At 75.9% G+C, this 14,048-nt stretch carries 9 protein-coding genes and 1 pseudogene; 4 read left to right on the plus strand and 6 right to left on the minus strand.

The annotated features are described in order from the left end of the window. The 4 genes and pseudogenes from ACFW1I_RS35215 to ACFW1I_RS35230 form a co-directional block, all read left to right on the plus strand. Positions 1-1,305 (plus strand): annotated as a pseudogene (locus tag ACFW1I_RS35215) (AfsR/SARP family transcriptional regulator); the annotation flags it as partial. Further along, on the plus strand, positions 1,298-2,962 hold the full coding sequence (gene ettA, locus ACFW1I_RS35220; RefSeq protein WP_384677643.1) for an energy-dependent translational throttle protein EttA: 1,665 nt from the start codon (positions 1,298-1,300) through the stop codon (positions 2,960-2,962). The pseudogene ACFW1I_RS35215 and the gene ettA, both read left to right, overlap by 8 nt. Positions 2,963-2,969: 7 nt before the next feature. Continuing rightward, positions 2,970-3,395 (plus strand): thioesterase family protein, encoded by a 426-nt coding sequence (locus tag ACFW1I_RS35225; protein WP_319008419.1) that lies wholly within the window; start codon positions 2,970-2,972, stop codon positions 3,393-3,395. Continuing rightward, positions 3,392-4,051: a hypothetical protein gene (locus tag ACFW1I_RS35230; RefSeq protein WP_384677646.1), complete on the plus strand. Its 660-nt coding sequence runs from the start codon at positions 3,392-3,394 to the stop codon at positions 4,049-4,051. Before ACFW1I_RS35225 ends, ACFW1I_RS35230 begins: the two co-directional genes overlap by 4 nt. Before the next feature lie 23 nt (positions 4,052-4,074). Here ACFW1I_RS35230 and ACFW1I_RS35235 read toward each other — a convergent pair whose 3' ends face one another. The 6 genes from ACFW1I_RS35235 to ACFW1I_RS35260 form a co-directional block, all read right to left on the minus strand. Then, positions 4,075-4,683 (minus strand): hypothetical protein, encoded by a 609-nt coding sequence (locus ACFW1I_RS35235; protein ID WP_384677648.1) that lies wholly within the window; start codon positions 4,681-4,683, stop codon positions 4,075-4,077. Between the two features lie 47 nt (positions 4,684-4,730). Then, positions 4,731-5,678, minus strand: a complete 948-nt coding sequence (locus ACFW1I_RS35240; RefSeq protein ID WP_384677650.1) for an ABC transporter ATP-binding protein — start codon at positions 5,676-5,678, stop codon at positions 4,731-4,733. After that, positions 5,675-8,536, minus strand: a complete 2,862-nt coding sequence (locus ACFW1I_RS35245; RefSeq protein ID WP_384677652.1) for an FtsX-like permease family protein — start codon at positions 8,534-8,536, stop codon at positions 5,675-5,677. Before ACFW1I_RS35245 ends, ACFW1I_RS35240 begins: the two co-directional genes overlap by 4 nt. After that, entirely contained in the window at positions 8,536-11,850 is a 3,315-nt protein-coding gene (locus ACFW1I_RS35250) for an FtsX-like permease family protein (RefSeq protein WP_384677654.1), read from the minus strand. Before ACFW1I_RS35250 ends, ACFW1I_RS35245 begins: the two co-directional genes overlap by 1 nt. Before the next feature lie 215 nt (positions 11,851-12,065). After that, entirely contained in the window at positions 12,066-12,473 is a 408-nt protein-coding gene (locus ACFW1I_RS35255; protein ID WP_384677656.1) for a globin, read from the minus strand. Between the two features lie 77 nt (positions 12,474-12,550). Next, positions 12,551-13,630 (minus strand): FHA domain-containing protein, encoded by a 1,080-nt coding sequence (locus tag ACFW1I_RS35260; RefSeq protein ID WP_384677657.1) that lies wholly within the window; start codon positions 13,628-13,630, stop codon positions 12,551-12,553. Positions 13,631-14,048 lie beyond the last annotated feature (418 nt).

A 14,048-nucleotide genomic window follows, 5' to 3' on the forward strand; every position in this document is an offset into this window, starting at 1 on the left:
GTCTCCGCCGGGGAGGCGGAGACCGCGCTCCGGCTCGCCACCTCGCTCTGCTGGTACTGGCGGCTGCGGGGCAGGGGCGCCGAGGCCGAGCGGTCCCTCTCCGCCGCGCTCGCCGTCCCCGGCCCCGCCCCCGCGGTGCTCGTCGCCCGGGCCACGGCCTGGCTCGGCGGTGTCCGGCTCGCCTCCGGCGGCAGCGCCGACCCGGTCGCCGACTACCGCTCCGCCCTGCACGCCTACGAGAACGTGCGCGACCCCCTGGAGCAGGCCCGCGCCGCCTGGTTCCTCGGCTCCCACCTCTACGGCATCGGGGACGCCACGGCGAGTGCCGCGCTCGTCGACGGCGCCCTCGCCCGCTTCGAGGAGCTGGGCGACCGCTGGGGCACGGCGGCGGCCCTCGCCACCCGCTCCTTCCACGCCAAACTCCGCGGCGACTTCCCGGCGTTGCTGCGCGACGGCGAGCGGAGCCTGGAGCTGTTCCGCGGACTCGGCGACGCCTGGGGGCAGTTGCAGGCCATGGTGCCGCTCCAGACCCGGGCGGAGATCGTGGGGGAGTACGCGTACGCCGGTGAACTGCACCGGACCTGCCTGGACATCGCGGAGCGCCTGGACCTGCGCCGGGAGGTCTCCTTCCAGCTCTCCGGCCTGGGCCGGATCGCGCTGCTCACCCGGGAGTACGGGCGGGCGCGGGAGTTCCACGAGCGGGCCCGGCGGATCGCCGTCGAGCAGACCGACAGCTTCGGGGAGCAGTACGCGGAGATCGGCCTCGGCATGGGCGCCCGCCGGGAGGGCGACCTCGACGCGGCCGAGGCCCATATGCGCAACGTCCTCGACACCCACCGCCGGATGGGCTACGAACCGGGCATGCCCGCGCTGATCCTGGCCGAACTGGGCTTCGCGGCCGAGCTGCGCGGCGACGCGGACCGGGCGCTGGAGCTCCAGGGCTCGGGTCTCGCCGCCGCCCGGGCGACCGGCGATCCGCGCGCGCTCGCCCTCGGCCTGGAAGGTCTCGCGGGCGCCGTCTCCCTCGCCGGGGACGCGGCCCGCGCGGCCCGTCTCCTCGGCGCGGCCGCCGCCACCCGCGCCGGGGTCGGCGAGCCGCTCCCGGAGGGCGAGCACGACGACGTCCTCCCGATCCCCCCCCGGGCCCCCCCGGCCCCGGCCGCCCCCGCCGCGGGGGGCCCCGTCGCCCTTCCCCGGGCCCGGAGAACGCCGCCGGGGACCACTGGTTTCCGCCTGAGGCCGGTGGTGCGGCAAGATGGGTGTATCTGCCCACTCACTCCTTGCCGGACGGTTTCCTTTGGCTGAGTACATCTACACGATGCGCAAGACGCGCAAGGCGCACGGCGACAAGGTCATCCTCGATGACGTGACGCTGAGCTTCCTGCCCGGTGCGAAGATCGGTGTGGTCGGCCCGAACGGTGCCGGTAAGTCCACCGTTCTCAAGATCATGGCGGGTCTGGAGCAGCCGTCCAACGGCGACGCCTTCCTCACCCCCGGCTACTCGGTCGGCATCCTCATGCAGGAGCCGAAGCTCGACGAGTCCAAGACCGTCCTGCAGAACGTCGAGGACGGCGTCGCGGAGATCAAGGGCAAGCTCGACCGGTTCAACGCCATCGCCGAGGAGATGGCCACGAACTACACGGACGCGCTCATGGAGGAGATGGGCAAGCTCCAGGAGGACCTGGACCACGCCGAGGCGTGGGACCTGGACGCCCAGCTGGAGCAGGCCATGGACGCCCTGGGCTGCCCGCCCGGCGACTGGCCCGTGGGCAACCTCTCCGGTGGCGAGAAGCGCCGCGTGGCGCTCTGCAAGCTCCTCCTGGAGGCCCCCGACCTGCTGCTCCTCGACGAGCCCACCAACCACCTCGACGCCGAGTCGGTGAACTGGCTGGAGCAGCACCTCGCCAAGTACAAGGGCACCGTCGTGGCCATCACCCACGACCGGTACTTCCTCGACAACGTGGCCGAGTGGATCCTGGAGCTCGACCGCGGCCGCGCCCACCCGTACGAGGGCAACTACTCGACCTACCTCCAGAAGAAGGCCGAGCGCCTCAAGGTCGAGGGCAAGAAGGACGAGAAGCGCGCCAAGCGCCTCAAGGAAGAACTCGAGTGGGTGCGGTCCAACGCCAAGGGGCGTCAGGCCAAGTCCAAGGCGCGCCTCGCCCGCTACGAGGAGATGGCCGCCGAGGCCGAGAAGATGCGGAAGCTGGACTTCGAGGAGATCCAGATCCCGCCGGGCCCGCGCCTGGGCTCCGTCGTCGTCGAGGTCAACAACCTCAACAAGGCGTTCGGCGACAAGGTCCTCATCGACGACCTCTCCTTCACCCTGCCCCGCAACGGCATCGTCGGCATCATCGGCCCGAACGGCGCCGGCAAGACCACGCTGTTCAAGATGATCCAGGGCCTGGAGAAGCCGGACTCCGGCGACATCAAGATCGGCGAGACGGTCAAGATCTCGTACGTCGACCAGGGCCGCGCCAACATCGACCCGAAGAAGACCCTCTGGGCCGTCGTCTCGGACGAGCTGGACTACATCAACGTCGGCCAGGTCGAGATGCCGTCCCGCGCCTACGTCTCCGCGTTCGGCTTCAAGGGCCCGGACCAGCAGAAGCCGGCCGGCGTGCTCTCCGGCGGTGAGCGCAACCGCCTCAACCTGGCGCTCACCCTCAAGCAGGGCGGCAACCTGCTGCTCCTCGACGAGCCCACCAACGACCTCGACGTCGAGACCCTCTCCTCGCTGGAGAACGCGCTCCTCGACTTCCCCGGCTGCGCCGTGGTCGTCTCCCACGACCGCTGGTTCCTCGACCGGGTCGCCACGCACATCCTGGCGTACGAGGGCGACTCCAAGTGGTTCTGGTTCGAGGGCAACTTCGAGTCCTACGAGAAGAACAAGGTCGAGCGGCTCGGCCCGGACGCCACGCGTCCGCACCGCGCCACGCACAAGAAGCTCACCCGGGGCTGAGGTCGTCGTGGCGAGGCACATCTACAGCTGTCCCCTCCGCTGGTCGGACATGGACGCCTTCGGGCACGTCAACAACGTGGTCTTCCTCCGCTACCTGGAGGAGGCCCGGATCGACTTCATGTTCCGGCTGGCGCCCGGGGACGGCAGCCCGTCGTTCTCCGGCGGCTCCGTGGTGGCCCGCCACGAGATCGACTACCTGCGCCCGCTGGTCCACCGGCACGAGCCGGTGACCATCGAGTCGTGGGTCACGAAGATCGGCGCGGCCTCGCTGACGATCGCGTACGAGATCAAGGACCCGGACGTGACCTACGTCCGGGCGTCCACGGTCGTCGTGCCGTTCGACCTGGAGGCGCAGCGCCCGCGCCGGATCTCCGAGGAGGAGCGCAGCTTCCTCCAGGAGTACGTCGACGACGGGATGACGTCCCGCGCATGATGGTGCTCGCCCCGCTGCACTTCGCCGACCCCAGGGAGGCGGCGGCCCTCGCCGCCTTCCTGACCCGGCTCGTGCACTACGACCGCGCCGCCGCCGTCCGCCTCCAGGCCGGGGGCGGCGCGCTCGCCGTGTTCGGACGCCCGCCGTCCTTCGAGGTGCTCGCGATCCGCACCGCCCGGCTGGTGGACGCCGTCGACCTCGACATCACCGTCTCCGCCGGGGAACTCCTCGACGGCATCGAGGAGACGGCCGGCAAGGCCGTCGTCCCCGCCGCCGTCACCGGCCCGCCGTGGGCCGGTGTCCTCCCGCCGCGGACCGGCTGGCAGCCCGTCGAGGGCCTGCCCGGCGCCGCGGAGCTGCGCGGGGCGGTCGCCGCGGCCGTCGCCGAGTTCCGCCGCCGCGACGAGGAACTGCCGGAGGACCGGCGCACCCGCGCCGAGCGCGACCGCGTCGGCCGCGAGATCTGGTCCCGCACCCTCGGCGCCACCGGCCTGCCGCTGCGGGCCGTGCACGCCGCCCAGTCGCTGGGCTTCCTGCCCCCGCAGGACCTGCCGGTCGCCCTGATGGCCGCCGGCCCGTGGCTGCGGCTGCGCACCCCGTACGGCTCCGTCGCCCTGCGCACGGCCCCCGCCGGGCTCACCGTCACCCCGGCCTGATCCGAAAGACGCGGCCTTGGGCCTCACCGGATCCGCGGCCCCTTCCCGGTGAGCTCGTGCCTCAGCGAGGCGACCGAGAGGCCCGCCGCGAGCAGCAGCAGGCCCGCCGGGACGAAGGGGGCGCCCCGGGCGACGTTCTCGTCGGCCGGGACCGGGTCCATCCGCCCCGCCGGGTCGTACGCGATCCGGACCGGCGTCCCCGAATCGCCCAGCTTCCGCTCCCAGGAGAACTCCTTCGGGCCACCGCCCGGGCAGTCCAGCGTGTGGTGGTACAGCCGCTTCGCCTCCGGGGCGCCCTCGCCGAAGGTGGGATGGTCGGTGACCCGTACCCTCCCCACCACGACACAGCTCACGGTCGCCCCGCGCACCCGGGAGTCCCGGGCCTCGATCCACACCGCGCCGAGCCCCGCGAGCAGCACCACCAGCGCCAGGACGCCGCCGCCCGCGCGGAAGAGCGCGTCGTGCGCCAGCGCCGCCGCCCCGGCCAGGACCAGCCCGACGAGGACCGCGAGCGCGGTCGGCACGCCCAGCGGGCTCCGCGTCGACCAGCCCGCCCACAGGTGCAGCAGCGCGCCCGCGCCGAGCGGCACGGCCACCGCCCCCGCGTACGAGAGAGCCCTCGCCCGCTCCATCCCGACCACCCCGGGACGGGGACGCGCCGGCCGTCCGGACCGGTTCCTCAGCCCTCCGCGTCGTCCGGCCACACCCCGATGTGGTCCTGCTCCAGCTCCAGCGCCACGCGGTGCTCCATGCCCAGCGCCTTGGTGTAGTCCGCCGGGAGCTGGAGCCGGCCCGCGCGGTCGAGCATCGCGTACTCCCGCGCCACCAGCGACTCCTGGCCCGCCTCGTCGACCTCGGTGCGGCGCAGCACCTCGGAGGAGGTCCGGCCGTCCCGGATGGCGACCGTGCGGCGCACCTCGGTGGCGACGGCCTGGTCGTGGGTGACGATCACGATCGTCGTGCCCAGCTCCTCGTTGGCCCGGCGGAAGGAGGCGAAGACCTGCTCGCCGGTGGCCGAGTCCAGCTCGCCGGTGGGCTCGTCGGCGAGCAGGACCTTCGGGTCGTTGGCGAGGGCGACGGCGATCGCGACCCGCTGCTGCTGGCCGCCGGAGAGCTGGTGCGGGCGCCGGTCCCGGCAGTGCGCGATGTCCATCATCGCCAGCAGCTCCTCGGCCCGCTCGGCGCGCTTCCTCTTGCTGCCCGCCAACTGCATCGGCAGCGCCACGTTCTGAGCGGCCGTCAGATAGGGGAGGAGGTTGCGGGCGGTCTGCTGCCAGACGAAGCCGACCACCTCGCGCCGGTAGCGCAGCCGGTCCTTTCCGGTCATCGCGAGCAGGTCGCAGCCGCCGACCCGGGCCGCGCCGGCGGTGGGCACGTCCAGGCCGGCCAGGATGTTCATCAGGGTCGACTTGCCCGAGCCGGACGCCCCGACCAGGGCCATCAACTCGCCCTCCTTGACCAGGAGGTCGAGTCCCTGGAGCGCCTGCACCTCCACCCCGTCGGTGGTGAAGATCCGCACCAGCCGGTCGCAGGCGATCAGCGCGTCGTGGCCGTACGAGGGCCGGTCGCGGTGCGCGTTCGCCCGCCGCTCCAGCTCCTCCAGGGTCGCGTTCGCGGTCGTCGTCATCGTGCGTCTCCTGCCCTGAGTTCCGTCACCGAGCTCTTCCGCCCCGTCCACCACGCCTGGATGGCCGCCGCCGCCCCCGTCAGGAGGACCACGGCCAGCGCCGGCACCACCAGCGACCACGGGTCGGCCCGCAGCGCGACACCGCCGGATCCCACGCCGTCCGCCGCCGTCGCCAGCGCCAGCCGGTGCAGGTCGACGCCGGGCGCGAGCAGCGGCACCGTCGCCCAGCCGGCCAGCGCGCCGCCGAGCGCGGCGAAGACCGCCGGCGGCAGCGCTTCGAGCCCGAGCAGCCGGCGCCCCTGCCGCCGGGTCAGACCCATCGTCCGCAGCCGGGCGAGGAGGGTGGCCCGCTCGGGGCCGCTCCGCGTCAGCGACAGCAGCACGGCGACCACCGCGTAGGCGGCGCCCGCCCCGATCGCCGCCGAGTAGAGCCCCTCGGCGCCGGACTGGAGCGGCGAGTCCACGTAGGAGCCGCGCGCCTCGGCGCGCAGCGTCACCTCGAAGTCCGGGGAGGTGGCGGCGACGGCGGCGCGCAGCGCGGCGGCGTCGACGTCACCGCCGACCAGCACGGTGGTGTGCCGCAGGTTGGTGATGTCGGCGGCGTTGACCACGAGGAAGTCCTCGCCGCGGACCGCCGGGGTGGAGTCCCGTACCGCGACCACCTTCACCCGGAAGGCGCCGGCCGCGGCGTTCAGCCGCTGCGGCTGGTCGCCGAGGCGGGCGGCGACCTCGGGGGAGGCGAGCGCCGGCAGCACCCGGTCGGTGTCGCCGACGGCCTCCCGGCCGCCCTTCCCGGTCGAGGCGAGCAGCTGCGCGGGGAAGGCGCCGTTGCCGGTCCGCTGGGCGAGCCGCGCGTAGGCGGCGGGGTCGACGGCGATGAGCGGGGCGCTCATCGGCCGGTCGGTGGAGACCGGGGACGGCAGCGACACCCCGTATTCGATCTGTACGGGCTGCGCTTCGCGGACGCCCTTCGCGGAGCGCACCGCCTCGGTGAGCCCGGCCGGCAGCGGGACGCCCTCGGTGCGGCCCTCGATCCGGGCGTCGGCGCCGGTGGAGAGCAGCGCGGCCCGGTCGCGGGCCTCGGCCACGCCGGCGAGGACGGAGCCGCCGAAGGCGGCCGTGGTCAGGGCCAGGACGAGGGCGAGCAGCGGGAGCACCCCGGTGGCCGAGGAGCGGGCGGCGCGGGCGATGGCCAGCGGTCCGACGACGCCGCGCATCCGGCGGGCCGGGCGGGCCAGCCAGCGCAGCGGCAGCGGCTGGATCCGCACCAGGACGAGGGCGGCGATCACGCCGATGAGCACCGGGGCGGCGCTGACCAGGTGGTCGCCGGCGTCGTCGGTGCCGCGCAGCCGCAGCGAGCCGATCGCGCCCGCCGCCAGGACCAGCAGGGTCAGTTCGGCGACGGTGCGGCGCCGGGACGGCTTGGCGTCCACCAGGTCCTCGCGGGCGCCGTGCAGCCGGGGCGCCCGGTGCCGCAGCACGGCCCGGACGGGCAGCACCAGGGCGGCGATCAGCGCCACCAGGGCGGCGCCGAGGACCGACGGGAGGAGCGGCGCGGAGCCGGTGAGGGCGGGGGCGCCGGGGGTGTCGGGGCCGCGCACCAGTGCCACCGCCGTCACCAGGCCGAGCGCGGCCGCCGGGACCGCGACGGCGGCGGTCTCGCCGAGCAGCCGGAGGCCGATGCCGGTGAGGGAGGCGCCGCGGGCGCGGAGCAGGGTGAGTTCGCCGTCCCGGCGGCTGAGGAAGAGGCCGCCGGTCATGGCGACGACCACGGCCGCGACGGCGCCGATGCCGAAGACGGCGACGGCGACGACGGGGGAGATGGCGGCCTTCGACGAGGCGTAGGCCGCGGAGATCTCGTCGAGGCCGGTGGTGACCAGTCCGGTGTCGCCGGTGACCTCGCGGATCTTGGCCGAGGCGGGGCCGGTGCGCGCGGAGTCGACGGCGGCGGCGAGCGGTTCGGCGTCCTGGGCGGTCAGGTGGTCGGCGAGCGCGGGGAAGCGCCAGTAGACCTCGGGGGTGCCGGTGGTGGAGACGAGGGCGGACCCCGACTCCGGGGCGACGAGGAGGCCGGCCCGCCAGTAGCGCTTCGGCTCCGTCGGGCTGTCCGTCATCGCCAGCACCGGGGTGGACAGCAGCGGTTCCACCACCCAGTACGGCCGCCGGGGGTCGCGGGGCTCCACGATGCCGGTCACGGTGACGGCGACCGGTTCGGCGGCGACGCCGGGCACGTGCACGACGGAACCGGGCTTGATCCCGAGGACCTTGGCCATCGCCGTCGTCGCGACGGCCTCCGGGCGCCGCGCGTCGCCCTTGGCCATCCGGCCCTGCCGCAGGACGGCGTGGGCGGCGAGGTCCGAGGGCGAGGAGAGCAGGAACTGCACCGGCTCGTGGTCCGGCTGCGGCAGCCACGGGTCGAGGCCCTGGACCGGCACCATGGTCCGGATCCCGTTCACGGTCTGTTCCGGGTCGGTGCGCAGCGGCGCGGGCAGCAGGCCCCGCAGCTCCTCCTGGTCCTGGCGCAGGGCGGCGGGCGCCACCGCGGCGCCGTGCTCCAGCGGGTAGGTGATCTCCAGCTGGGACTGGTGGGCGGGGGCGGTGCGGATGCCGTGCCGCAGCCCCTCCGTCTCGTACGCGTCCACCACCCGCGGCAGCGCGGCGGCGAGCAGCGCGGTGACGAACACCAGCAGCGCCAGGCCGGCGGCGGCGCCGGGCGCGGCCCGCAGCCGGGTCCGCACCCAGGGCGCGACGGCCCGGGCCCGGGTCTGCTCGGACGCGGCCGCCACCCGGGCCTGGGCCTTCTCGGACTCGCCTGCGGGCTGCATCGGGCGGGACTCCTCGCGCGGGTCGTCGGACATCAGTTGTCTCCCTGGTGGCGCAGGGACACCGCCGGATCGTTGCGGCGCAGGGCGATGGCCGCGACGACCGCGAGCGGCAGGGCGGCGACTCCGGCGAGGAGCAGGGCCACCTCGCCGAGGGGCAGTTCGACCAGGACGGGCGGCACGGGCCGGGTGGCCCGGCCGGTGAGCACCACGAGCGGGACGACGACGCGGGCCAGCAGGGCGCCGAGGGCGACGCCCACCAGGAGCCCCACCCCGATCAGGACGCCCTGTTCGGCGGCGAGCAGCCGGGCGAGCCGGCGGCGCGGCGCGCCGAGGGCCCGCAGGATCGCGAACTCGGCGGACCGTTCCCGTACCGAACCGGCCGAGCCGACCGCGAAGCCGACGGCGGCCAGCGCGGCGGCCGCGGCGGCCACCGCCATGAGCGCGGTGTTGGGGCCGGCGCCGAGCGGGTCGCCGAGCAGTTCGTCCGCGATCGCGTCGCGGACGACGATCTCGCCGGGTTCCTCGCCGGCCTTCGCGCGCAGCGCCCGGGCGACGTCGTCGGCCCGGCCGGACTCGGGGGTCAGCCACCATTCGGTGGGCGCCACCGGCGCGTTCGGGTCGGTGGTGGCGAGGTAGCGGTTGACGGCCGTCAGGTCGACGAGCACGCCGCCGCCGTCCTCCGGCACGTGGGTGGCGGCCGCCGCCTCGGTGGTGCGGCCCCCGGTGCCGGTCGTCGGCAGGTCCTTCACGACCCGGCCGACCACGACGTAGAGCCGCCGGCCGCCGAGCGAGAGCTCCAGGTGGTCGCCGGGCTTCGCCTTGGCCGCGGTCATGAACGCCTCGGAGGCGACGGCCGGGAGCAGGTGGTCCTTCCGCTCCACGGGCGAGGTCAGCCGGACCGTGTAGTCCTCGGAGGGCGGCGCGAAGGGCTGCGAGAAGGCGCCCCTCAGCTCGTACGCGACGGAGTACGGGGTCGCCGTGGCGCCCGCCGCCGGAGCGCCGGCCCGACCGGTCAGCGACTCCGGGTCCTGCGGCTCGCCCTGTGCGGTCTGTTCGCCGGCGGCGGTCCAGCGGGCCAGGCTGCGGGCCGGGTCGGCGGTGCGCAGCGTCCCGCCGCCGCCGGCCGTGGCGAGCAGGTCGACGTGGAGGGTCTGCCGGCGCAGGGTGCCCTCGGAGAAGCGGGCGGACAGCTCGATGCCGGTGAGGACGTAGCCGCCACCGGGCCCGGTCAGCCCGGTGAGGTCGAGCGTGAGCCGGTGGGTGCGGCCGTCGGCGGGCAGCTGTCCGGCGTACTGGCGGTGCGGGACGCCGTACACGTCCTCCAGGACGAAGGTGACCCGGGCGTCGGTGGTGCCGCGGGGCGCCTGGCTGCGCAGGTCGACGACGAGCGAGCGGCTGTCCTCGGGGACGGCGAAGCCGGGCCGTGCGCCGCGCTCGGGGGAGAGCGGGGCGAGGAGTTCGGCGGCCGTGCCGCCGGCCAGGTCCTCGCGCAGCAGCATGCCGCCGGCGAGCCGGTCGGTGGCGGCGGCCAGCACGGTCGCGTTGCGGCCGGCCAGGTCCATGGCGGACCGGTGGACCGGCGTGACCTCCCGCACCCCGGGGACGGCGGCGAGCCGCGAGGTGCGGGCCGGGTCGCCGGGGCCGACGCCCAGCACCCGCACCGGGGCGCCGGCCCGGAAGTCGGCCTGGTCGTGCTGCGACCGCTGCCAGGAGTTGCTCTGGCCGATCGCCAGCATGCCCATCGCGACGGCGAGGACCAGCAGCAGCACCGGGCCGGCGCCGCGCAGCGGGCGGCGGCTGAACTGCCAGCCGGCCAGCGCGGCCGAGAGTCCCCGGCCGGCGGCGGCGCGCCGCTCGGCCAGCTTGGCGGCGGGCGGCAGCAGACGGAGCGTCAGGACGGTGCCGGCGAGCAGCGCGAGCGCGGGGGCGGCGACGAGCACCGGGTCGACCCCGGAGTCGTCGGCGGCGGCCTCCGGGGTCCGCTGGAGCTGCCAGAGCGCGATGCCCGCGACGAGCAGCAGCGCGAGGTCCGCGCCCGCCCGCACCGGCCAGGGGAGGGTGCCGCCGCGGGCCTTGCGCAGCGAGACGGCGTCGCCGTCCCGGGCGCCGAGGGCGGGGGCGACGACCGCCGCCGCGCAGGCGAGGGCGACCGTGGTGGAGACCAGCCAGACCGTCGCCGACGGCGAGGTGTCGAGCCGGACGCCGAGCGAGGAGAGCGCGGACCGCTCGGCGAAGAGCCGGGTCAGCGGGCCGGAGAGCAGCGGGGCGACGACCGCCGCGGGCAGGGCGAGGAGCAGCGCCTCGGCGGCGGCGAGTCCGGCGATCCGGCGCCGGGAGCCGCCGCGGGCGCGCAGCAGCGCGGTCTCACCGGAGCGTTCGGTGCTGAGCAGCCGGGCGACGAGCAGCAGCGCGTAGGCGGCGAGCATCACCAGCTGGACGGCGACGATGAGGAGGGTGGAGCGGGAGACGGCGAGGGCGCGTTCGGTCTGCGCGAGGACGGTCGGCAGCTCGGTGACCGCGTTGATGGTGGTGCCGAAGGTGGTGGTGTCGGCGGCGAGGAGCTGCGACTCCCGGGCCGCCGCCTCGCGCAGCGGCGCGATGCCGCCGGTGTCGAGGCGGGAGAAGTCGGCCGAGCCGAGCCAGGAGGTCTCGCCGGCCGCGACGGCGCCGGAGGCGAGCACCGACGGGTCGGCGAGCAGCGGCCCGTACGTGGTGAAGGAGACGGTCTGCACGCCGCGGCCGCGGGCCTGGTCGAGCAGCCAGTACGGGTCGGCGAGGTCGGCCGGCGCGTAGACGCCGGTGATCCGGACCCGGAGGGTCTTCTCGGCGAGCCGGTCGGTGAGTTCGAGGACCGCGCCGGGGCCGGTCCTGAGCCGCTTCGCCGCCTCCTGCGGCAGCGCGGCCTCCAGGACGCCGCCGGGGCGGCCGGCCTTCGGCCAGGCGCCGTCGACGAGGGTGAGCCGGGAGCGGTCGAGCGCCGCGAAGTGGGTCAGGTCGGGGTCGCCCTTGCGGGCCGCGGGCGGCTGGAGCGAGCGCGGCAGCGCGTACGGCCCCGAGCTCTCCAGGCGCCGGACGGTGACGGGCAGTCCGTCGAAGGCGCGCCGGGCGCCGTCGGCGACCGCCTGGTCGGCGGCGGCCCGCCGGTCGGCCGGTATCTGCCCGGAGACGAGCAGCGTCGCGGCGGCCGCGGAGCGGTCGCGCAGGACGGCCTGGAGCGCGGCGTTCCCGATGGAGCCGGAGAAGCCGGCGAGCGCCGCGAGGACCGTGGTGGTCAGGACGACGGCGAGCAGTGCCGCGCCGAGCAGCAGCCGGTGTGCCCTGACGCGCAGAAGTACGAACCCCGTCACCCATCCCCCTGGCCGCTCCACGCGCGTCCGCATGCATCCGAACGCCTGTCGAACTCTCGAAACGTTCTGGGAATGCTTTCATCGGCCACGGGTCACTGGAAACCGCTTGCGCACCGACCTTGATGGGATCGTGACCGTTATTCGGTCACCATTCCCCGGAATGTGTTCATCCGGTGGCACGGAGTGGTCTGAACCTCCCGGCGGCGGGGGTCCGTTCAGCCGGCGGTGTTGATCATCGAGGCCGCCGCGTACGTCATGTACCGCCACAACCGGGCGTCGTGCTCCGGCGCGAGGGCCAGGCTGTCGAGCGCGGCGCGCATGTGCCGGAGCCAGGCGTCGTGCGCGGCCCGGTCGACGACGAAGGGGGCGTGCCGCATCCGCAGCCGGGGGTGACCGCGGCGCTCGCTGTACGTGCCGGGGCCGCCCCAGTACTGCATGAGGAAGAGCGCGAACCGCTCCTCGGCGGGGCCGAGGTCCTCCTCGGGGTACATCGGGCGGAGCAGCGGGTCCCCGGCGACGCCCTCGTAGAAGCGCCGGACGAGGCGGCGGAAGGTCTCCTCGCCGCCGACCTGCTCGTAGAAGGTCTGCTCCTGCACCGCGTCGTCCCCGGGAATCTCGTTCACCGTTCCATCGTCTCAGACGGGGCGGCGGAGGACCGGAGGTCTAGGACCCCCGGTCCCGCGGCCTCCGGTCCTCCCGGTCAGCCGCGCCGGACGGTGATCGTCGTCCAGGCGCCGACGTGCACCCGGTCGCCGTCCTGGAGCTGGACGGGGACGTACGGCTGGATCGGCTCCTCGCCGCCGTTGACCGTGGTGCCGTTGGTGGAGTTCTGGTCCACCACCGCCCACGAGCCGTCGGGCTGCTGCACCAGCACGGCGTGCTGGTGCGAGACGCCCGGGTCCTCCGGCGGCACGGCCAGGTCGATGTCGGGGGACTCGCCGGTGGAGTGCCGGCGGCGCCCGATGGAGACCTGGTTGCCCTGGAGCGGCAGTTGCTTCGGCGGCGCGTACGCGGGCAGGTTGAGGCCCGACGCCTCCGGGCCGCTGCGGCGCATCATCGCCATGAAGTAGTCGCGGTCCGGCCCGATGTGGGCGATCCACTGCTGCGGACGCGGCGGCCCGGCCTGCGGGGCCTGCGGGGGCTGCGGCTGGGACGGCGGGGACAGCACCCAGTCGTCGTCGGCGGCGGCCCGCGGCTGCGGCGGGGCCGGCGGGGCCGGAGCCTGCGCCTGGGCGTACGCGGGCGGCGCCTGGTGGTGGGTCGGCTCGGCACCCAGCGGCTCGGCCGGCCGGTTCACCTGCGAGGGCCGCGAGTCGTGGTACCCGAACGGATCCTGCGGCGCGGCCGGAGCCGGCGGCGCCGGCGGGAAGCCCGACGGCGGCCCTGCCGGCCGGTTGGCCGGCGCGATCGGCGTGTACGAGGTCGCGGTACCGGTCAGGAAGTTCCAGCGGCACTCCTCGCAGTACGGCGCCATGTGCTCGCGCGGCGTACGGCACTGCGGGCACAGCTCCGCCTGGGCGGTGGCGTTCGGATCCCCACCGCCGGCGAACCCTCCGGGCACCCCGCCCTCGGCCCCACCCCGGAAACCGGGCGGGGGAGGCGGCGCACCGGGCCCACCGGCGGGGGCGCCGGGAAAGCCGGGGCCACCGGCACCGGCCGGGGCGCCAGGGCCGCCGGGCGCGCCGGGACCGTCAGGGAACCCGGGACCGCCGGGACCGGCGGGTGCGCCGGGAGCACCGGGGAAGCCAGGACCGCCGGGGCCGCCGGGGCCACCGGGCACGCCGGGGAAGCCGGGGCCACCGGCACCGGCCGGGGCGCCAGGGCCGCCGGGCGCGCCGGGACCGTCAGGGAACCCGGGACCACCAGGACCGGCGGGTGCGCCGGGAGCACCGGGGAACCCGGGTCCGCCAGGGGCGCCGGGCGCGGGCGGGAAGCCAGGGCCGCCGGCCCCTGCCGGGCCGCCGGGGAAGCCGGGACGGTCGCCACCGGGGCCACCGGGGCCACCGGGCGCGCCGGGTCCGTCGGGGAAGCCAGGGCCACCGGCGCCCGAGGGGCTGCCGGGGAAGCCGGGACGGTCGTTGCCCGGGCCGCCGGGACCGCCCGGGAAGCCGGGGCCGTCGGGAGAGCCGGGCCTGTCCGCGCCCGCCGGGGCGCCGGGACCGCCGGCGAAGCCAGGACCGCCGGGCGCACCGGGGCCG

Origin of the sequence: Streptomyces sp. NPDC058955 (assembly GCF_042741435.1) — a bacterium.
Lineage (GTDB): Bacteria > Actinomycetota > Actinomycetes > Streptomycetales > Streptomycetaceae > Streptomyces.

Bases quoted from the DNA above. Each gene is read 5' to 3' on its own strand.
- ACFW1I_RS35245 (WP_384677652.1), bottom strand. From the start codon at position 8,536: ATGTCCGACGACCCGCGCGAGGAGTCCCGCCCGATGCAGCCCGCAGGC.
- ACFW1I_RS35230 (WP_384677646.1), top strand. From the start codon at position 3,392: ATGATGGTGCTCGCCCCGCTGCACTTCGCCGACCCCAGGGAGGCGGCG.
- ACFW1I_RS35240 (WP_384677650.1), bottom strand. From the start codon at position 5,678: ATGACGACGACCGCGAACGCGACCCTGGAGGAGCTGGAGCGGCGGGCG.
- ACFW1I_RS35235 (WP_384677648.1), bottom strand. From the start codon at position 4,683: ATGGAGCGGGCGAGGGCTCTCTCGTACGCGGGGGCGGTGGCCGTGCCG.